The following is a 19,883-nucleotide window of genomic DNA, read 5'->3' as shown; positions in this document are numbered from 1 at the left end:
ACACTCTTTCCCTCCCCCACGCTCTTCCGATCGGGACCCGTCCCGGTGGCGCCGCCCGCATCTGGCGCCAGCCCCGCCGATCATGGAGTTGTGGTCGGCCGGATGCGTGCCATATCCCCTTTTGCGGCAGCCACAACTCCATGATCGACGCCGGAGGTGGGGGCGCGTCGGGGTCAGTTGCCGCCGAGCGAGCGGTAGTAGACCTTCTCGGTGTCGGCCAGGCTGAACGTCTGCTTCTCCGCCGGCTCCGGCACGATCACCAGGCCGGGGAGGTCGACCAGCCGCTGCGTGCCGGGCGGCACCGACAGGGCGCTCTCGTCGTCGGCCTTCCAGACCAGCACCGCGAGCGAGCGCCCCGCCAGCTCCAGCGAATACGTCTGCAGCGCGTTGACCCGGTCGGCGATCGAGGCCGCCGCGGGGCCCTGCTCCGGGCGGAGCACCACCGCCGACATCATGCCCGCGTCGGTACGCCAGTCGAGCTGCTCGATCCGTACCCGCGTGCCGTCCAGCGGCGCGGTGGCCAGCGTACGGATGCTGATCTTGTCGATCGGCCACGAGTCCGGTACCGACTGCGGCTCGTCCCGCTCGCCGCTGCGGCGCAGGATGCTCCCGAACGGCCCGGTCTTCGCCGCCAGCGCGCAGGTGTCCAGCCCGTCGAGCGCCTTGCCGGCCGCCCCGTCCTCGTCGCTGACCAGCGGGTAGCGCGGGTTCCCGATCCCGGTGCCGAGGTCGAGCAGTCGGTCGTCGGCCTCGCCCGTCGGCAGCGACTCGGTGGCCCGCAGCGACGCCGTCAGCGGTACGGCGGTGCAGGACGGCACCTGGACCGGCCCGGTCAGCCCGTCGGTGATCCGCAGCGGCTCGCCGTCCGGGCCGAGCAGCCGCTGCACCCGGGACGAGGTGAGGTAGCGCCGGCCGCCGGGCAGGAAGACCGGTAGCACGTCGGAGTAGACCAGGTAGCCCGGGTCGGTGTACTCGGTCGCGTGGTCCACCCGGTACGCCCCGTCGGCGCCGGCGCTCAGCTGCAGCAGCCAGGAGGCGCCGCCACCCGGCACGCTGGCCGCCACGAGCGCCAGCGGCGCGTCGTCGACCCGGCCCAGCCAGAGGATTCCCGACGAGGGCAGGTAGACCCGGTCGTCGACCGGGGTACGCCAGCGCGCCACCGCCGTGCCGACCGCCGCGCCCGCCTGGGCGTCCCCGGCCAGCGCGCCTCGGGCGGGCCAGACCTGCAACGTGCCGTCGAGGGTGTCGTAGCCGACCCGCAACGTCGCCGACGGCCGCCGGTCGGCGATCGGCCCACAACCCGTCACCAGCAGCGCCAGCGCGGCGGCGACGACGAGCGAGCTTCGCCGATGGATCGACCCCACGCTGTGCCTCCCCGTCAAGCGGCGCCCGTTGCGGAAGCCACATCGTACGAAACGGCCACGGGCCCCCGGGTGGCGCCTCACGAAAGCCCGACCGATGGTCGGAGCGGATTCTCGGCGACCGTGCGGAACGCCTCCGCCGGAGCCCCGAGCGATCGGCCGGCGGCTCCGGCGGGCCACCGGTGCTCCGGTAGACTCCGCCGACTGTGACGCCTGTCGAGCCACGTCTCGAGACCACGCCGGACCCGGAGAAACCGCGGCCCGACGAGCCCGCCGGCACCCCACTGGAGGGGGCGTCAACAGCGGTGTCCGACCCGGCTCCGGGCGGCGCCGGCGAGCGGAGACCGGCGACCGGCGACGACCCGACCGCCCTGGCCACCGGCGCCGACGGGCCCGTACCGGCGGCCGGCGCCGACCGGGGCACGGCGGTCACCGAGACGGTGGCGAGGCGCAACGGCGCGGCGCCCGCGCTCGCGGCGCCGACGTCCACGCCGGAGCGGCGCGCCTGGCCGCGCCCGCGTCGGCCGAGCTGGCCCACCTGGCGGCGCGACCTCGCCGTGTACGGGGTCTTCCTGGCCGTCGCCGTCTGGGTGACGAGCCAGATCTGGATCGACCCGTCCGGGCGGGTGGCGTCGCTCTACAGCAGCGACCCGGCGCAGGTGCAGTACTTCCTGGCGCACTCCGTACGGGTGGTGCTGCACGGCGAGTTCCCGTTCTTCACCGACCGGTTGAACTACCCCGACGGGGTCAACCTGATGGCCAACACGGCCATCCTGGCGCTGGCCATCCCGATGGTGCCGGTCACCCTGCTCTTCGGTCCGGCGGTCTCGTTCGTGGTCCTGGTGACCCTGGGCCTCGCCGGTACCGCCTCCGCCTGGTACTACGTGCTCTCCCGGCACGTGGTGCGGGCACCCGTCGCGGCGATCGTGGGCGGCTGGCTCTGCGGCTTCTCCCCGGCGATGCTCTCGCACGCCAACTGGCACCCGAACATCATTTCCCAGTTCCTGCTGCCGTTCATCGTCTGGCGGGTCGTCCTGCTGACCCGCTCCACCCACGTGGTACGCGACGGCCTGGTGCTCGCCCTACTGGTGTCGTACCAGGCGTTCATCAACGAGGAGATCCTGCTCTTCACGGCGCTGGCCTGCGGCGTCTTCCTGTTGGCCGTGCTGGTGCAGCGGCCCGGCCGGTTCCGGGCGGCGTGGCGCCCGCTCGGCGGCGGCCTGCTCGTCTGCGCGGTGCTCGCCTCCGCGCTGCTGGCGTACCCGCTCTGGGTGCAGTTCGCCGGCCCGCAGGCGTACCACGGCCTCTCCGACACGGTGCGCGACTACGGCAACGACCTGGCCGCCTTCGTCAGTCCCGGCACCCCGACGCTCGGCGGGAACGAGCGCGCCAACGCCGACCTGGCGCCGAACTACTCGGAGGAGAATGCCTTCCTCGGCTGGGGGCTCGTGCTGCTGGCCGCCGCGATCGTGGCGTGGCTGCGGCGCGAGGTGATCGTGCGGGCGCTCGCCTTCACCGGGCTCTTCTTCGCCGTCCTCTCGCTCGGCGAGCGGATCACGTACTGGAACCGGGAACTCGTCTGGGGACCGTGGGACTGGCTGGTCAAGGCGCCGCTGCTCGACGCGGTGGTGCCCACCCGGTTCGGGCTGATCACCACGGTCGCCGTGGGCCTGCTGCTGGCGCTCGCCGTCGACCGGGTCTGGGCCCTGCCGGTGGGCAACCCGCGGACGCTGCGCCGCGTGGTCGTCGCCGCGCTGGCCATCGTGCTGATCCCGATCGTGCCGATGCCGCTGAAGGAGGGGCACCGGCCGCCGGTGCCGAAGTTCATCACCTCGGGCCAGTGGCGGCCGTACGTCTCTGACGAGCAGACCCTGGTGCCGATACCGGTGCCCGACATGGGCAACACGCACGGCATGCGCTGGGCCGCCGCCACCAACCTGGACTTCAGGATCCCGGGCGGCTACTTCCTGGCCCCGCGCAACGGCAACACCGGCGACTCCGGGCGGTTCGGCGGGCGGCCCAGCGGGATCGGCCCGCTGCTGCAGGACGTGGCCACCACCGGCCGTACGCCGAAGCTCACCGAGCAGCAGCGCCGTCGCTGCCTCGACGAGCTGCGGTACTGGCGGGCGGCGATCCTGGTGCTGCCGGTGCGGGAGCACAACGCCGACCCGCTGCGCCAGACGGTCGAGCAGTTGGTCGGGCCGGGCCGCCCGCAGTCCGACGTGTGGATCTGGGACGTACGGGACCTGACGAGCAGGAAGAGCTGATGAGCTGGACGCCCGGCGGTACGGCGGTGCCGGGCGGTCGACCACCACGGGGGTGACGAGATGTCCGGACCGAGCCAGCCCGCCGGGAGCGCGACCGCCGTCACGCCCGCTTCCGGCACCGACTCCGGCGCGGCCTCCGCCGGTACCGGTGCGGAGCCGTCCACCGGTACCGGCTCACGCGCCGCGGCCTGGCGGCGGGCGGCCCTGCGCGACCTGCCGGTCGTCCTGCTCTACCTGCTCGCGGCGGTCTACGCGACCAGCCGGCTTTGGCTGCACCGGGACCGGATGGTGCACATGGACAACGACCAGATGCTCTTCGAGTGGATGCTGGCCCGGGCCGCGCGGGCCGTGACCCACCTGGAGAACCCGCTCTACAGCACCGCGCTCAACGCCCCCGACGGGGTCAACCTGATGGCGAACACCTCGGTGCTCGGCCTCGGGATCCCGCTCACCCCGGTGACGCTGCTCGGCGGGTCGCAGACCACGTTCCTGGTCGGGCTGGTCCTCTCGCTCGCCGGCACCGCCACGGCCTGGTACTTCTTCCTCTCCCGGCGGCTCGTCCGCTCCCGGGTCGCCGCCGCCGTCGGCGGGCTCTTCTGCGGCTTCGCCCCCGGGATGATCTCCCAGGCGGGCGGGCACCTGCACATGGTCGCCCAGTTCCTCGTACCGGCGATCCTGGCGGCCGTCTTCCACCCGCGCGACGACCGGGTGCTCCGGCGCGGGCTGCTGCTCGGGCTGCTCGTCGCCTACCAGGTCTTCATCGGCGAGGAGGTGCTGGTCTTCCTCGTGCTGGCGGCCGGGCTCTTCACCGTCGCGTACGCGGTGGCCGACCCGCGTACCGCCCGCCGGCAGGCCCCGGCGTTGCTGGGCCGGCTCGCCGTGGGGGCCGGTACGGCGCTGGTGCTGCTGGCGTACCCGCTCTGGTTCCAGTTCTTCGGCCCCGGGCACTACCGCGGGCTGCCGTTCAGCCCCGAGGCGTACGTGCTGGACGTCCGCTCGTTCACGGCCGCCGCCCGCCAGTCCGTCACCGGGCACGACTCGGTGCCCGGGCACCTCTCGCCGAATCCGACCGAGGAGAACTCGTTCTTCGGGCTGGCGCTGATCGTGCTCTGCGTCGTGATCGTCATCTGGCAGTGGCGCCGGCCGATGGTGAAGGCCCTGGCCGTCTGCGGCCTCGTCTTCGCGGTGCTGTCGTTCGGTCCCCAGGTACCGTTCAACGGCCAGCCCACCGACCTGCCCGGCCCGTACCGGCTCGTCGCCCACCTGCCCCTGCTGGACCTCGCGGTGCCGGCCCGGTTCCCGCTGATCTGCGTACCGGTGATCGCGATCCTGCTCGCGCTCTCCCTCGACCGGGTCTTCGCCGCACCGCGCGCGGCCGGCGCCCCGGCGGCCCCGGCCCCGGCGGGTTCGGCTCCCGCCCCGGCGGGAGCTGCCCCGACCGGCGCGCTGCCGGTCCGGCTGCTCTGGAGCGGCGCGGTCGCCGCCGCGCTGCTGCCGCTGGTCCCCGTGCCGATCCGGACCGTCCCGGTCTGGCCGGTACCCGACTTCGTCGCCACCGGGGTCTGGCGCTCGTACGTGCCGCCGGGACGCACCATTGTGCCGGTCCCGCCGACGACCGGCGGCGAGGCGAAGGCCGGCATGTACTGGTCGGCCCGGACCAATCTGGCCTTCACGGCCCCGGGCGGCTACTTCATCGGCCCCCGCGGCCCGGAGGACCCCGGCGCCCGTTGGGGCTCGCCGGACCTGCCGACGGCGGTGCTGCTGGACCGGGTCGCCTTCACCGGGGAGGTGCCGCAGATCACCGACGTGGAGCGGCGGCAGGCGGTCGAGGACCTGCGGCACTGGCGCGCGGCGGTGGTCGTCCAGGGCGGGCTGACCCGCGGCAACCCGGTCAAGCAGACCGTCGACCAGCTGCTCGGCCCCGGCCAGTGGATCGCCAACACCTGGGTCTGGGACGTCCGCGACCGCGTCGGTTGAGCCGCGGCCGCGTCCGTTGAGCCGCGGCCCGGCCGGTGGCGCGTCCGCTTCCGCCGGGCCGGCTCGCCCGCCCGGCCCGGCCGGTGGCGCGTCCGCTTCCGCCGGGCCGGCTCGCCCGCCCCGGCCCGGCCGGTGGCGCGTCCGCTCCGTCGGTGCCGGCTCGCCCGCCCGGGCCACGAGTCCGAGGTGTTCCGCCTGACAGTCGAGCTTTAGGGCCGTGCGGCAAAATCGGTACGGCGGTACCGTATATCCGTGCCGACAGCGTATGGCGAGGCGTCCCACCACCGGCCCCGGGTGGCGGAAGACAGGTGGAACCGGCGGAACGCGCTCCGCCGGTACGGCGACATCCCGGCGACGGGGTAGCGCCATGGCGATTCGGAGAAGGCGCGCGGGCGGGGCGAAACGGGCGGCCGTGCTGGCGGCCGTGGCGGGCGTGCTCGCCGCTCGCGGCTACGAGAACACGCGGTTCACGGACGTCTCGGCGGCCAGCGGCGTCGCGATCAGCACCCTGCAGAACTACTTCGGTTCGCGCGAGGACATGGTCGTCGAGGCGATGGAGGTCTTCACGGACCGGGAGGTCGAAGCCCTGACGGCGGTGGCGAGCGCCGAACCCGATCCGTGGCGACGACTCGTCGCGCTGATGGACCGGAGTCTGCACAATTCGGAGAGCACGAGGCAGGTCCTCGTGGAATTCTGGCGATCGGCCATGCGGGACGACGACCTCCGCGACTACAGCGCGGAGGTGCAGACGCGGTACCGGGCGCCGTTTCTGGCCGCCGTGCGGGAGGGCGGTGAGCGGGGTGAGTTCACGCTCGCGCACGACGCCGAGACCGTGACGGATTTTCTGCTCTCCGCGCTGGCCGGGTTGATCGTCTCCCGCGTCCAGCACCATCCGACGCCGTCGCCCGCGGCGTTCCGCGACATCCTGCTCACCCAGCTCAGGCTGATGCTCGGCGTGACCGAGCGAACCTCCAGAATCCGAACGGACCGAGGAACATGACCACCGTCGAAATCACCCGTTTCCGCGTACCCGCGGCGCGCGCCGACGCCCTGTTGGCCGCGCGGCCGGCGATGCTGCGCGATTTCCAGACCGACCGCACCGGCTTCCTCGGCGCACGGCTGATCCGGCTGCCCGCCGACGAGTGGCTGGACATCGTCTTCTGGCGCTCGTCCGAGGATTTCGCCGAGTCCCGGCGCCGGGGCGGCGACCGGCCCGGCATCCAGGCGTTCTTCGAGCTGATCGACGAGGTGGTCAGCAGCGAGGAGGGCACTACCCTCGATCCGGCGGACGCGTGATGCGCGCGGCGTGGTACGACCGGCAGGGCCCGGCGCGCGAGGTGCTCCAGGTCGGTGAGTTGCCCGATCCGCAGCCGGGCGAGGGCGAGGTCCGAGTCCGGGTGTCGGTTTCCGGAATTCACGTCGGTGACCTGGGCAAACGGCAGGGCTGGTGGGGATCGGTGATGGCGTTCCCCCGGATCGTCCCGCACGGTGACGGCGCGGGCACCATCGACGCCGTGGGAACGGGCGTCGACCCGTCCCGGATCGGGGAACGGGTGTGGGTCTACCTCGCCCAGTCGTACCGCCCCCTCGGCACCGCCGCCGAGTACACCGTGGTGCCCGCCCGGCACGCCGTACCGCTGCCCGCCGAGGTGCCGTACGAGCAGGCCGCCGGACTCGGCATCCCGGGCATCACCGCCCACCGGGCGATCTTCGCCGACGGGCCGGTGACCGGCCAGCGGGTGCTCGTCACCGGAGCCCTGGGCGCGGTCGGCCGGGCCGCGGTGGCGGTCGCCCGCCGGGGCGGTGCCACCGTGATCGCGACAGTACGCAGCCCGGACCAGGTCGAACAGGCCCTGGCCGCGGGCGCCCACCACGCCGTCGACACCGCCGGCGGCGACCTGGCCGCGCGGATCCTCGGATGCACCGGCGGGGAACCGATCGACCGCGTCGCCGAGCTGGCCTTCGACGCCAACCTGGCGACCAACCTGGAGGTTCTCCGGTACGGCGGGGTGATCGCCACCTACGCCACCGGCGCGTCCGAGCCGCGCATTCCGTACTGGCCGCTCGGCTTCAAGAACATCACGATCCGGTTCCTGAGCAACGACGACTTCCCGGAGCCGGCGAACGAGGCCGCCGCGACCGACCTGACGTCCGCGCTGGTTGCCGGCGACCTGCGCTACCCGATCGCCGCCCGGTTGCCGTTGGCGGAGATCGCACAGGCGCACGAACTGGCCGAACGCAGCTCCGCCCGGGGCCGGATCGTCCTGGAGATCGAGGAAACCGGGCACCGGTCATCCTGATCGTCGGCCCACCGGGCCTCGGGCCGGCGGGAGTGGCGCCCGATCAGGCGCCACCCCCGCCGGCCCGGCGTGCGCTGCTCGGTCCCCGCGCTGTTCAGCTCGCGCGCGTGTTCTGCCACGCGCGCCGTTCGCAAGGCGCGCGCCGGAGCCTAGCGGCCAGCTCGGGAAGCGGGCCGCGTGTTCACCGCGACGGTGACGGGGACGGTACCGCCGGGGGCAGCGACGAGGACGACGGCGACGGCACGGGGCGTGGCGGAACCATCGAGGACGACGACGGCGAGGGCACCGGGCGGGGCGGAACCACCGTTGACGAGGGCGACGGTACCGGTGCCGGCGGCACCGGCCGGGACGGCGAGGGCGCCGCGGTCGGCTGCGACGGCGACGGTGCCGCCGTGGGCAGCGACGAGGACGACGGCGACGGCACCGGGGCGGGTGGCTGGTCGTGCGTGGCGGCCGTGGCCGCGAGCGCACCGGTGACCGCGAGCCCGAGCGCGACGACGCCGGTCGCGCCGATGACGACCAGCGAGCGGCGCCGGCCGCGCCGGGCGGGGCGGTCGGCGGCTTCTTCGAGTGGCACGTTTCCTCCGTGGGGTCGCGCGTCCGCGTGGACGCGCCGAGTGGTTCTGTATGGAGCACCTACGAGCGGGCCGGGGCGAAAGTTGTCGACGGCGGGACTCAACCTTCCGGGGGCCTCGCTCGTAGAGCCGTTGGGCGTACCGCGGTGATGGGGGAGGCATGGGGCGCGACGACGAGGATTTCGTACGGTTCGTCGAGGCGTCGTCCGCCCGGCTGGTACGCGCCGCGTACCTGTTGACCGGCGACCGCCACCGGGCCGAGGACGCGGCCCAGGCGGCGCTGGTCCGGGCGTACGCGAGCTGGTCCCGGGTGCGCCGCGAGGACGCGTACGCCTACACCCGCCGGACGATGGTGAACCAGCTCATCGACGGCTGGCGCCGGCCGCTGCGGGAGTATGCCACCGCCGAACTGCCCGAGCCCCCGTACGCGGAGGACGTCGCCGAGGAGGTGACGCGCCGCCGCTGGATCGTCCAGGCCCTGTCGGGGCTGACGGCGCGGGAGCGCGCCGTGGTGGTGCTGCGCTACTTCTTCGACCTGCCCGAGGAGGAGGTCGCCGACGACCTGCGGGTGTCGGTGGGCACCGTGAAGAGCACCGCGTCCCGCGCGCTCGCGAAGCTCCGGATCACCGGGGCGGAGACACCCGAAGCCGTCGTCAGGAGGGCACGGTGACCGATCTCGACGCGCTCCGCGCGGCACTGCACGGCGAGCCGGACGGCGACCTCGTCCGGCTGGATCCCGACCTCATCGTGCGGCGGGGCCGGCGGGTACGCCGGCGGCGCCGGGCGCTCGCGGTCGTCGCGGCGGGCGGCTGCGCCGCCGTGCTGCTCGGCGCGCTGGCCCTGCTGGCCGGGCCCGGCTCGCCGGCGCCGGACCCCGCCGGCCCACCGGAGCCGAGCGTCTCGACGAACCACGACCCGTCACCGGCCGGGAGCTCGCCGCCGCCGAGCCCGCCACCGAGCCCGTCGGCGAACCCGTCGCCGTCGACCGCCTCGCCATCGTCGACCGGTTTGCCGGTACCGACCGGCTCGCCGGCGTCGGCCGGCTCGTCCCCGTCGAGCGGCGGGGAGACGACCGACGGCACCGGCCAGCCGAGCGCGAGCGGCTCGCCGGGCTGAGCCGCCCCGGGCGGGGTCTTCTCACCCGACGGGCGGGTCCGTCCGGGCTGCGCCCGGTTGGGCGGCGATCCGGGCCACCTCGTCGGCGCAGCCCCAGGCCAGCGTCATGCCCGCGCCACCGTGCCCGTAGTTGTGGATCAGCCGACCGCCGCCCGGCAGCCCGGCGTCGTCCTCGTCCACCCGGGGGCCGCCCGCGCGGGCGGGGCGCAGGCCGGCGAGCTGCCGGATCACCCGGACCTCGGCCAGCTCCGGCACCAGCGCCGTGCAGCGCCGCAGGATGGCCCGTCCGACCTCGGGATCGGGGGCGATGTCGTCCCGGTACGGCTCGAAGGTGCCGCCGAGCACCACGTCCCGGCTCCGGGGGTGGATGTAGGTGGAACCGCCCGGGTTGGTCTCGTCGCGGACGGAGGTCTCCAGCCCCGGGTTGGTGACCAGCACGATCCGCCCCCGGACCGGGTGCACGGCGGGGTCGCCGACCAGCGCGCCGGCGCCCAGCCCGGTCGCGTTGACCACCACGGGGGCCAACCCGGCGACCTCCGTCAGCGCCGTCACCCGCTGGCGGCGCAGCACCGCCCCGCCGGCCGTCAGCCGTCCGAGCAGCCAGTCCAGATAGGGCGTCATCTCCACGGCCGGCACCGTGAACCGCCACTCGCCGGCGACCCCGGGCAGCTCCGAACCGGTGTGCCGGAAGTCCGGCACCGCCGCCGCCCACCACGGGGTGCCGGTGGCGGGGGTGCGGAGCAGCATCCGGGTCGGGCGCATCACCACGCCCGGCACCCCGCGTCCCGCCTGGGCGGCGAACTCCTCGAAGGTCCGCGCGGCCCAGTCGAGCACCCGCGGGTTGCCCTCGGTCCGGGTCGGGTACCAGACGGCGGCGGCCACCCGGGAGACCGTCTCGGCCGGGTCGTCGGCGGTCAGCACCACCACCCGCGCGCCCGCTTCCACGAGCCGGGCGGCGCTGCTCAGCCCGATAACCCCGGCCCCGATCACCACGACGTCGTACATGCGCTCCAGGTAAGCGCCCCGGCGCAAGCCTGGCGAGCGGGCGGGCTCACCAGGCGTCGCCGGTCGCCCGGATGCCGAGGTTGTCGAGGTGTGCGGCGCCCGCGGCGCTCGGGTCGGCGTTGCCGACGTAGACGCGCACGGTCTGGGTGGCCACGCCCGGCGAGGTGAACTCGACGGAGACCGGGGTCCAGTCGGCGCTGGTGAACGGCGCGCTCGCCAGGACCGCCCCGGTCGTCTCGTTCAGCACCCAGACCCGGCCCCCGGCCGCGCCCTCGGCCCGGCCGACGAAGCTCACCGTGTACGAGGTGCCCGGGCGCCAGTTCTCCCAGGTCTGGTTCGCCTGCTGGGCCGCGCCGCCGGTCGAGCGGATGGTCAGCCCGTACCCGCCCTCGAAGGCGTTGGCGGGGTCGCGGAACATCGTGGTCGCGGTCGAGCCGACCCGGTTCCACTGCGCGGGCTGGGTCGCGTCGAAGCTGGTCGCCAGCTCGAACCCCTGGTTGACCAGCTTCGACCGGTCCCACTTCATGATCCGGGCGAGGGCGAGCATGGTGTACGCGGAGTTCCCGGCGAGGTCGCGGTACTGCTCGGCGACGATCGGGAAGATGTTCTTCGCCCACTGGGCGTACTCGGCCCACTCGACCAGGTAGATGCTCATCGAGGCGTCGCCCGTACCGTTGACGAACTTCGTCACCACCGGCGCGGTCAGCGAGCCGTTCCACATCTTCGTGGTGAGCGCGTTGGTGAAGCGCTGCATGTCGGTGGCGGTGAAGATGTTGCCGCTCTCGTAGAGTTCGCGGGCCGCGCCGATGTCGATGTTCGCGTGCGAGGTGTCCTCGGCCGAGCCGGCGGCGGAGTACGACGCGTACCGCCAGGTGTAGGCGTCGTCGGCGAGGGTCAGCCCGTTCTTGAAGTACTGGCCGGTGCGCCGGGCCCGGTCCAGGTAGGTGGCGTTGCCGTTGACCTGCTGGAGCACGAGCAGCATCCGGGCGTACGCGAGGGACTGGTTGTAGGGCAGGTAGTTGTTGGCGGGGCGGGTGTGCGAGAACGCGTCGAACCTCGGCGACTGCTGGTACGTGCCGGTGCCGGAGACCCAGGTGTTGCCGATGTAGGCGCTCGACTCCCAGCGCGGCACGATCTCGTTCTCCAGGAACGCCCGGTATGCCGCCGCCCGCTCGTGGTATGCCGCCGGCAGCGACGGCGTCCGCTGGGCCAGGCGCACGAACTGCGCGATCGGCGTCCCCACCATGCCGTCGTGCACCATGTACGGGAACCGGCCGCTGACGCTCACGTTGTCGAAGTACGCGCTGCCGCCCGAGACGCGGTAGTCGTTGTGGCCGAGCCAGACCTGGAGCGCGTGCCCGGTCGCGGCCGGGGTCCGGCACTCCAGGCTGAACGCGGTCCAGGCGGTGTTCGTGAACGCCTTCGAGCAGAGGATCGTCCCGGTGGTGTCGTCGATCAGGTATGCCCGGCCGCCCGCGGCCGAGCCGTTGGTCTTCGCGCTGAACTTCAGGTCGTAGACCGTGTTCGGCTCGTACGCGCCGAGCTGCTGGTAGACCTTCCGCCACAGGGCGCCGTCGGAGTTGATCTGCATGGCGTACGAGCCGCCGACCCGGTCGGTCGTCCGCCGTGCGGTCGTGCTGTTCGTCTGCCAGCGCACCCAGTTCGCGGCCATGGTGGAGTCGCCCGACGTGGCGGTCTCGAAGCCGGTGTTGAGCAGTTCCTGGGGCGAGTACCGCGACGTGCTCCAGCCGAGGTAGCCGTCGCCGTCCTGGTCGTCGGCGTTCGCGATGATCCGGTCCGCGTGCGTCACCAGCCGGTCGAGCCAGTGGGTGTCCCGGGTCAGCTGGTAGACGTCGAGGTAGCTGCTGAGGATGTAGCTCTCGCCCCAGGCCAGGGTGGCGCTGTCGCGGCTGGTGTAGGACGAGTCGCCGACGGCGGCGTCCATCGCCACGTACCGGTCGTACCAGTCGTTGCCGGAGGCCCGTGCGGGGCCGGCGGTCGCGCCGAGCAGCGCGACCGACGCCAGTGTCCCCGCCGCCGTGATCCGAGCCAGTGTCGCGCGCATCCTGATCCCCCGTGTCGATCGACGAACCCGTAACTGATACCACACCTCGTGTCCGCGACGTCACCCCGCGACCGCGCCGTGCACGCCCGTGCGCCCGCGCCGTCCCGTCGCGAGCCCGGGTGTGCCGGGCGCGCCGCGGCGAACCTCAAATCGACACACATCCATTGACTTTGTTTGGATCAGCAACTTAAATGTGCCTAGCGGTGGGCGGTAGCCGTTGTCCGTCCCGTCCCAGACAGCCGATGCGCGGCTGCCGCCCCGGTCACCCGATCCACCGACCTTCCGGGAGGTAGCCATGCCACGCTCCGCGCGCCTGACGATCGGTACCCTCGCCCTCGCCCTCGTCCTGGCGATCACCGCGACGCCCGCGGCCGCCGTCGTCTGGAGCTCCACCGACCGGTGGGGCACCTGGTCCAGCGGCGGCTACACGCTCTACAACAACGTCTGGGGCTCCGGGTACGGGCCGCAGACCATCTGGGCCAACTCCACCGGCAACTGGGGTGTCTGGGCCAACCACCCGAACACCGGTGGCGTCAAGTCGTACCCGAACGCGACCCGCTACCTCGGCCGGCGGGTCAGCGCGATGGGACCGACCACCAGCAGCTTCAACGTCACCGTACCGACCAGCGGGGTCGCCTTCGCCACCACGTACGACATCTGGTCGTCCGACAACGCGCACGAGATCATGCTGTGGATGAACAAGTACGGCCCGGTCGGTCCGCTCGGCAGCTTCCAGGTCACGGCCAGCGTCGGCGGGCACACCTGGAACATCTACCGGGGCTCGAACGGGGCCAACCAGGTCTACTCGTTCATCCGTACCAGCAACACCAACTCCGGTACCGTCGACATCCGCGCGGTGGCGACCTGGATCCGCAACCAGGGCTGGTTCGGCGACGTGACCATCGGCAACATCCAGCTCGGCTACGAGATCACGTCTTCCGCCGGCGGCAAGGACTTCGTCACCAACAGCCTCTCGATCACCTTCTGAACCGCCGCGCGCCGGAGCGGGGCGGGCGGTCCCGGCGACCGGGCCGGCGGCGGTCTCAACCGATGGTGAAGGTCGCGCCGGGTGCGGCGTGGTCGACCGGGCCGTCGAACCGGGCGGCCGCGCGGGCGACGGCCTGCCGCGGCGTGAGGAACGGGCCGACGTGCGTGACGGCCAACCGGCCCGCCCGGGCGCCGTCGGCCGTCGCCCCCGCCTCCTCCGGCGTGTGGTGCACCGGTTCCTCGTCGGCCGGCCGCCGGTCGCTGTCGGCCTCGCAGAGCAGCACGTCGCAGCCCTCGGCCAGGTCGGTCAGGCCCGCGCACGGCGCCGTGTCCCCGGAGTACGCCAGCGACCCGGCCGGCCCGTCGACGCGCAGCGCGAAGGCGGGCATGCCGTGCGCCACCGCGCGGCTGGTCAGGGCGAGCGGGCCGACGTGTACCCGGTGCCCCTCGTACAGTTCCTCGACGGCGAAGGCCGACTCGACGGGGCTGCGGACCGGGCCGGTGGTGAGGAAGTGGGCCAGCCGGTCGGCGATGCCCGGCGGACCGTACAGCGGGATCGGCGCCGCCAGCCGGATGTCCGCGTACCGGGCGGCGTAGTAGGCGGGGAGCAGGTCCGACGTGTGGTCCGCGTGCAGGTGCGAGATCCAGATGGCGTCCAGTTCGTCGAGCCGCGCGTACCGTTGCAGGGCCGCCAGCGTTCCGCTGCCCGCGTCCACCCAGATCCGCGTCCCGCCGCTGGTCAGCAGATAGCCGGAGCACGGGTTGTCGACCCGCGGATAGGGTGACGCGCTGCCGAGGACGGTGAGCCGGAGCGGGGCGTTCGCCATCGCGGGAGTCTAGGACACGGCCGAGACCGCCCGGCCTCGCCCGGTGACCGGATTTCCCGGCGGGACGGTTCCGCCGCGGTCGTTCCCCGTCGAGCGGGCGCCCGCCCGCCAGCGGCGATCCGTCGCCCGGTCAGTGGAACAGCTTGAGCCCGACCACCCCGGCCACCACCAGCAGCAGGGACAGGATCCGGAGCAGGCTCGACGACTCGCCGAGGAAGAGCATGCCGGCGGCGGCGGTACCGGCCGCGCCGATGCCGACCCAGACCGCGTACCCGGTGCCGACCGGGATCGTGCGCAGCGCGTACGCCAGGCCGACCATGCTCAGTACCAGCGCGAGCACGAAGACGACCGAGGGGAGCGGCCGGGTGAAGCCGGCCGAGCGGCTGAGCGCGATGGCCCAGACCGACTCCAGCAGCCCCGAGACGACGAGCACCAACCAGGGCATGACGACGGCACCACCTTCGACGCGGTCGTCTTCGCTGGCCGGGTACGACACGCCCTCGTCCGGGACCGCCGCGAGCGCGGGATCCCCTCGATCCTAGCCACGGCCCGCGTCGGTCGCCCGTCGTCGGCCGCGGGCGACGCGCCGCCCCGAGGTCCCCGGGGCGGCGCGGGCGCCTCAGGAGACGCGGTCGCGTACGTCCCAGAGCCAGACGTCGTCCACCCGCTGCGGCTGGCCGAGCAGGCCGGTCATCAGCTCGCGCAGCACGTCCTGCTTCGGGTCCGGGCCGAGCACCACCACCGACGCCCGCCAGTGGCGCAGGTCCTCCAAGGCCTGCCGGCGGTTCTCGTCGGTGATCGGCTGCACCTGGCCCCGGTCCATGGTCGCGTAGATCAGCCCGCTGGTCGGCCGGGGCGCCACCCCGAACATGCCCTGTCCCTCCGGGCTCGGGCCGATGAAGTAGCCGCCCGGTACGGGGAACTCCAGCCCGCTCAGCGCGCTCCAGCGCAGCGTCGACAGGCCGTGCACGTTGCTGGGGATCGGCACCGGCACGAGCGTACGGCCGGCCGGCACGTACGGCTTCCAGGCGCCGGAGCTGATGAAGTGCGGCGGGGCGTCGATGTGCTTGGCCGGCAGCGGCTGCGGGAAGATCGGCACCAGCGCGACCGCCACCGCCCCGTACGCCAGGAAGCGCGCCCGGCGGCGCCGCGCGTCGTCGGCGGTGGCCCAGCGGGCGGCCTCGTCCCAGACGAGCGCGACCAGCACGCCGACCGCACCGACCACGACGAGGCTCAGCCGGGTCGGCATCATCATCTCGACCAGCGGCAGGTCGTCCGGGATGTAGTGCCAGAGCCACGGGGTGCTCGTCTCGACGCCGTCGATGCGCAGGTACGGCCCGAGCGAGGCGAGCGTGAAGACGACCGCCACCACGGCGGCGAGGCGGGCGGCGAGCCGGACCCGCCAGAGCAGCACGATGGCGAGCAGCACCAGCACCACCAGCGGCCAGCCGAACCAGGTGTTCTGCTCGGTCACCCCGATGGTCTTCTCCACCTCGGCGGAGCCGGCGATGGTGTCCCGGGAGTAGGTGACGAAGGCGGCGAGGTCCTCGCCCCAGTTGTGGAAGATGCCGCCCTGCAGGCCGCGGTAGGACTGCGGCCCGTTGAACTGGTACCAGATCGGGTAGGCGGTCAGCACCAGCGCGAGCCCGCCGCCGGTGGCGATGGCGAGCAGGAACGGGCGCCAGCTGGCCCGCGCCCACGACGGGCGCATCGCCGCGTACGCCAGCACGATCACCACGCAGGCCAGCGCGGTGAGCAGCAGCATCTCCTCGTTTATGAAGATCTGGTACGCGACCAGCAGCCCCAGCACGATGCCGTTGCGCCGCCAGCGTTCCGGCTCGCCGAGCCGCAGCACCCGGGCGACGATCAGCGGCAGCAGGAAGTTGGAGACGAAGTTCGGCTGCCCGTTCGCGTGGTGGATCAGGCCGGGGGCGAAGCCGAGGAAGGCACCGCCCAGGAAGGCCGCCGCGCGGGAGTCGACCAGGTAACGGGAGAGCACCCAGTACGACGTGCCGGCGGTCGCGGCGAGCACCCCGCCGAGGTAGACCGAGTACGCGACCTGCGGCCCGAAGAGCATGGTGATCGGGGAGAGCGGGATGCTGATGCCCAGCACCGAGGTGTTGGCCATCATGTTCACCCCGTCCGGGGCGTTCTGCCGGGCCGAGAAGAGCGGATTCTCCAGGTGTCGCACAGAGTACGCGCCGTGCGACAGTAGCCACTCGAACCAGCTGTGGTCGGTCGGCAGGTGGGAGGAGACCCGGTGCTGGATGTCCGCCCAGTAGTTGGCGCAGACCAGGATGCCGAGCAGGACGTACGCGCCGATGGCGAGCAGGTCGGCGCGGGGTGGCACGCGGAATCGACCCAACCGTCGGGTCGACCGGGTCGACTGGGAACCGGACCGAGCGTCCGAGGCACTATCCACTACCGGCAAAGACACGACGCGACATCGTACAGGCGGCCACCTGAAGATCAGCCGGGAGCATGATGGTCGGGCCCGATCCCGTACAGGCGCCGGCGGTGGTTCGGGAGGGGAGACGGTCGATGGCCATGATCGAGCTGGGTGAGGCGAACGAGCGTTCGCCGGTCGCGGGCGGGCCCGGGTGGAACTGGCGCGCCACCCGCCGGCTCTGGCCGTTCGGGTTGGCCCTGCTGGCGCTCCTCACCCTGACCGCCGCCGCGCCCGCGCGCCGCGCGCCCGAGGCGACGATCCGGATCAACATCGGTGCGACGAGCATCGTGCAGGGCGGCGAGGCGATCTTCGTGATCGACCCGCTCGGTACCGCCGGCGTGCCGAACCCCCACGTCGTCGCGTTTCGGCTGCCCGGGGCCGAGCCGCTGTGGCGGGTGCCGGTGCCGATCGCCGCCACCCCCGCCGGGCAGGCCGTGGCCGGCGGCGTTCCGGTGGGCGCCTACGTCGCCGACGGCGCGCCGCTGCTGCTCAGCGCGAACCCCGAGACGGGCGACGTGCCGCGCACGGTGGCGCTGGACACCGCGACCGGCCGGACCCGCTGGGACCGGCCCGGCGGGTTCGCCTCGTTCACGATCGAGGGTGCCGCGCTGCTCTGGGACGCCCCGCCCACGATTCGGGACGCCGCGACCGAGGCGGTCGAACCGGCCGGCACGCTGCGGGCGGTCGACCCGGCGACGGGCGCCGAGCGCTGGGCGTACCCAGTGCCGGCGCGTACCCAGCTGAGCTACCACCCCGACGGGCGGAACCACCCGGACGGGACGGACCGGGTCGACCTGGTGGTGCTCTGGACCCGGGACGAGCCGGTACGGTTGCTGGACGCGACCACCGGACGGATCGCGGGCACCCTCGCCCCGCCGGTCGAGCCGCCCCGGAACATCGCCGCCCGGGTCGGCGAGAGCACCGGCTACTGGTCCGGCGTGCAGGTCGTCGGGGATCTGCTGATGCTGCTCGGCCCGGACCAGACGACGCTGACCGCGTACGGGCTGGCGCGGCTGGACCGCCGGTGGACGGTGCAGCGGGACCCGAAGACGGAGTTCTGGCTGGACTCGTGCGGGGCGTACCCGTGCTTCCGGCGGCCCCAGGGCGGGGTCCGGGTGCTGGACCCGGCGACCGGCCGCACCCTCTGGACCGACGGCAGCCCGCGCTTCCTCTGGCCGGTCGGGGACTACCTGCTCGCCGGCGACATGATCTTCGAGCGGGCCGCCCCGATGACCGCGCTGGAGACCCGTACCGGCCGGGTCGTCGGCGAGTTGGGCACCTGGGCGCTGCTCGACCAGCCGGACCAGCGGGGGCCGCGGCTCGTGCTCCGGCAGAAACCGTCCGGGAAGGCGTGGCTCGCCGAACTCGACCCGAGCACGGCCACCAGCCGGGTACTGATGGAGCTGAGCGACATCTCCGGCGGCTGCGTGGTCTACCGCACCGTCTTCACCTGCCGCCGCCTGGACGGCTCGACCGCGCTCTGGCCGATCCCCGAGTAGCCCCGCGCGCCGCGCCCGCCCCGCGCCCGCCCCGCGCCCGACGGGGTCACCAGTTCGCCTGGGCGGGGGCGGGCGGGAGCGGTACCGAGGCGGGGTGGATCACGTACACCAGCCCGCCGCTGGCGTTCAGCCAGGCCGCCTCGAACAGCCGCCGGTCCACCCGTTTGCGGACCGTCTCCTCGGCCGGCGCGTACGGGTCGTTCAGCACCGGATCGCCGGACCCGGTGAAGCCGACCAGCACCATCAGGTGGCCGTTGGTGTCGTAGTCGAGCCCGGGTATCTGCCCCCTGCGGTACGACGCCGAGACGATCAGCGGTACGCCCGCGGCCACGAAGAGTTCCGCCTCGGCGAGCGCCCGCAGCCGGGTCACGAACGCCTCCATGCCGAAGCGTCCGGCGTAGGCGGTGTTGAACGGCCAGTTGCCGGCCCCGTGGTAGGCGTAGTCGAAGCACTGGCGGGCCGCGTGGTCGACCCAGGGGTGCGGGTCGCTCGGGTCGACCCAGGCGTAGTCGGCGGGGGTCGGGCCGGAGCGCCAGTACGCGAGGACCATCGCCGTGGAGGTGGCGCTGCACCACGCCTCGCCGCCGCCGTTCCACTGCGGGTAGTGCCCGTCGTGCGTCTTCTGCGAGAACGTCGGCACGTCGAGGACCCGGCCCCACGCCGCGCCGGGCGCCCCGGTCACGCCCGCCTCGGCGTCCTCGCCGGGCCCGACGCCCGCTCCCGCCTCCGTGCCCGTTCCCGGCTCCGTGCCCGTTCCCGGCTCCGTGCCCGTTCCCGGCTCCGTGCCCGTTCCCGGCTCCGCGCCCGTTCCCGGCTCCGCGGCCGCTCCCGGCCCGGCGGCCGCCCCGGGCGCCGCGGCCGCGGCGCCCCGCCGGGGCAGTCGCGACGCGGCGGCACCGATCGAGCGCAGCAGCGGGCTGGCCGCGGTGCCGGCGGGGCGCAGCAGCGTGACGCGGAGCTGGCAGGCGGTCAGCGCGTGCCCGTCCGTGGCGGTGAAGGTGTCCGCGTCGACGCCGCCGTCCGGCCCCGCCTGCGCCGGCACGCTGGTGCGCCGGATGCCGGTGTCGTCGGCGGCCCAGCGGGCCAGGGTGTACCAGCGGGTGCGGGTGCCGGCCTCGGTGGTGCCGCGCAGGTCGACCTGGATCCAGGTGCGGTCCGGGGTGTCGGCGGTCCAGGAGGGGATCACCTCGGTGGCCGCGAAGCCGTACGCCAGCGGGGGCGAGGTCCAGCGGGCGTACTCGTACGGGCCGCTGGCGCCCGTATGCGGGTCCGTGTACACCAGCTCGCCCACCGGGCCGGCGAGGCGTACGCCGTCGCCGTCCAAGGCCGTCCCGTCGAGTGTGCCGGTGGCGAACTCCGCCCTGGTCCGGAAGCGCCGGTAGGCGACGTCCCGTCGGGCGGGGGAGTGAGCGGTCACCGTGCCCCCCATCGCGCTGGCGGATCTTGACGCGAAGT

At 73.7% G+C, this 19,883-nt stretch carries 17 protein-coding genes and 1 riboswitch; of the genes, 9 read left to right on the top strand and 8 right to left on the bottom strand.

The features are described from left to right. Positions 1-173: 173 nt before the first annotated feature. Positions 174-1,364, bottom strand: coding sequence for a hypothetical protein (locus AB0J86_RS35405; RefSeq protein WP_363862061.1), 1,191 nt, complete (start codon positions 1,362-1,364; stop codon positions 174-176). A gap of 302 nt (positions 1,365-1,666) precedes the next feature. Here AB0J86_RS35405 and AB0J86_RS35400 point away from each other — a divergent pair, with 302 nt between their 5' ends. The 5 genes from AB0J86_RS35400 to AB0J86_RS35380 all read left to right on the top strand — a co-directional run bounded on the left by AB0J86_RS35400 (position 1,667) and on the right by AB0J86_RS35380 (position 7,905). Continuing rightward, the gene (locus tag AB0J86_RS35400) at positions 1,667-3,628 is read left to right on the top strand and encodes a hypothetical protein (protein WP_363862060.1); all 1,962 of its coding nucleotides are present in this window, start codon (positions 1,667-1,669) and stop codon (positions 3,626-3,628) included. A gap of 60 nt (positions 3,629-3,688) precedes the next feature. Next, entirely contained in the window at positions 3,689-5,605 is a 1,917-nt protein-coding gene (locus AB0J86_RS35395; RefSeq protein ID WP_363862059.1) for a hypothetical protein, read from the top strand. Between the two features lie 412 nt (positions 5,606-6,017). Further along, on the top strand, positions 6,018-6,605 hold the full coding sequence (locus AB0J86_RS35390) for a TetR/AcrR family transcriptional regulator (protein ID WP_363862058.1): 588 nt from the start codon (positions 6,018-6,020) through the stop codon (positions 6,603-6,605). Then, on the top strand, positions 6,602-6,901 hold the full coding sequence (locus AB0J86_RS35385; protein ID WP_363862057.1) for an antibiotic biosynthesis monooxygenase: 300 nt from the start codon (positions 6,602-6,604) through the stop codon (positions 6,899-6,901). Before AB0J86_RS35390 ends, AB0J86_RS35385 begins: the two co-directional genes overlap by 4 nt. Then, complete coding sequence (locus AB0J86_RS35380) at positions 6,901-7,905, top strand: NADPH:quinone reductase (RefSeq protein ID WP_363862056.1); 1,005 nt, start codon at positions 6,901-6,903, stop codon at positions 7,903-7,905. Before AB0J86_RS35385 ends, AB0J86_RS35380 begins: the two co-directional genes overlap by 1 nt. Positions 7,906-8,086: 181 nt before the next feature. Here AB0J86_RS35380 and AB0J86_RS35375 read toward each other — a convergent pair whose 3' ends face one another. After that, positions 8,087-8,482, bottom strand: a complete 396-nt coding sequence (locus AB0J86_RS35375) for a hypothetical protein (protein WP_363862055.1) — start codon at positions 8,480-8,482, stop codon at positions 8,087-8,089. A 158-nt stretch (positions 8,483-8,640) separates the two neighbouring features. Between AB0J86_RS35375 and AB0J86_RS35370 the strand changes: the two genes are divergently transcribed. Both AB0J86_RS35370 and AB0J86_RS35365 read left to right on the top strand, forming a co-directional pair. Next, positions 8,641-9,150 (top strand): SigE family RNA polymerase sigma factor, encoded by a 510-nt coding sequence (locus tag AB0J86_RS35370; protein ID WP_363862054.1) that lies wholly within the window; start codon positions 8,641-8,643, stop codon positions 9,148-9,150. Continuing rightward, on the top strand, positions 9,147-9,596 hold the full coding sequence (locus AB0J86_RS35365) for a hypothetical protein (RefSeq protein WP_363862053.1): 450 nt from the start codon (positions 9,147-9,149) through the stop codon (positions 9,594-9,596). The genes AB0J86_RS35370 and AB0J86_RS35365 overlap by 4 nt, the downstream gene beginning before the upstream one ends. A gap of 21 nt (positions 9,597-9,617) precedes the next feature. Here the strand turns inward: AB0J86_RS35365 and AB0J86_RS35360 are convergent, their stop codons facing one another. Together AB0J86_RS35360 and AB0J86_RS35355 are read right to left on the bottom strand one after the other, a co-directional pair. Next, positions 9,618-10,601, bottom strand: coding sequence for an FAD-dependent oxidoreductase (locus AB0J86_RS35360; RefSeq protein ID WP_363862052.1), 984 nt, complete (start codon positions 10,599-10,601; stop codon positions 9,618-9,620). Positions 10,602-10,647: 46 nt separating this feature from the next. After that, entirely contained in the window at positions 10,648-12,666 is a 2,019-nt protein-coding gene (locus tag AB0J86_RS35355) for a hypothetical protein (RefSeq protein ID WP_363862051.1), read from the bottom strand. Positions 12,667-12,961: 295 nt separating this feature from the next. On the opposite strand from AB0J86_RS35355, the gene AB0J86_RS35350 reads away from it, so the two are divergent. Continuing rightward, a complete protein-coding gene (locus tag AB0J86_RS35350) occupies positions 12,962-13,654 on the top strand; it encodes a hypothetical protein (protein ID WP_363862050.1) in 693 nt (230 codons plus the stop codon). Between the two features lie 55 nt (positions 13,655-13,709). On the opposite strand, the gene AB0J86_RS35345 is transcribed toward AB0J86_RS35350, so the two are convergent. From AB0J86_RS35345 to AB0J86_RS35335, 3 genes are all read right to left on the bottom strand, one after another. Further along, on the bottom strand, positions 13,710-14,480 hold the full coding sequence (locus tag AB0J86_RS35345; protein WP_363862049.1) for an MBL fold metallo-hydrolase: 771 nt from the start codon (positions 14,478-14,480) through the stop codon (positions 13,710-13,712). A 130-nt stretch (positions 14,481-14,610) separates the two neighbouring features. Continuing rightward, on the bottom strand, positions 14,611-14,925 hold the full coding sequence (locus tag AB0J86_RS35340) for an SMR family transporter (RefSeq protein WP_363862048.1): 315 nt from the start codon (positions 14,923-14,925) through the stop codon (positions 14,611-14,613). 18 nt (positions 14,926-14,943) lie between these two features. Next, positions 14,944-15,010, bottom strand: a riboswitch (guanidine-III (ykkC-III) riboswitch). 89 nt (positions 15,011-15,099) lie between these two features. Beyond that, entirely contained in the window at positions 15,100-16,830 is a 1,731-nt protein-coding gene (locus AB0J86_RS35335; protein ID WP_363862047.1) for a hypothetical protein, read from the bottom strand. 191 nt (positions 16,831-17,021) lie between these two features. Between AB0J86_RS35335 and AB0J86_RS35330 the strand changes: the two genes are divergently transcribed. Continuing rightward, positions 17,022-18,428 carry a PQQ-binding-like beta-propeller repeat protein gene (locus AB0J86_RS35330; protein ID WP_363862046.1) on the top strand — a complete coding sequence of 469 codons (1,407 nt, stop codon included), beginning with the start codon at positions 17,022-17,024 and terminating at the stop codon, positions 18,426-18,428. A 46-nt stretch (positions 18,429-18,474) separates the two neighbouring features. Here AB0J86_RS35330 and AB0J86_RS35325 read toward each other — a convergent pair whose 3' ends face one another. After that, positions 18,475-19,845 carry a C39 family peptidase gene (locus tag AB0J86_RS35325; protein WP_363862045.1) on the bottom strand — a complete coding sequence of 457 codons (1,371 nt, stop codon included), beginning with the start codon at positions 19,843-19,845 and terminating at the stop codon, positions 18,475-18,477. Positions 19,846-19,883 lie beyond the last annotated feature (38 nt).

This window comes from Micromonospora sp. NPDC049559 (genome assembly GCF_040676675.1).
Taxonomy (GTDB): Bacteria; Actinomycetota; Actinomycetes; order Mycobacteriales; family Micromonosporaceae; genus JBFAPK01.
This window is presented reverse-complemented; position numbering and strand designations above follow the sequence as displayed.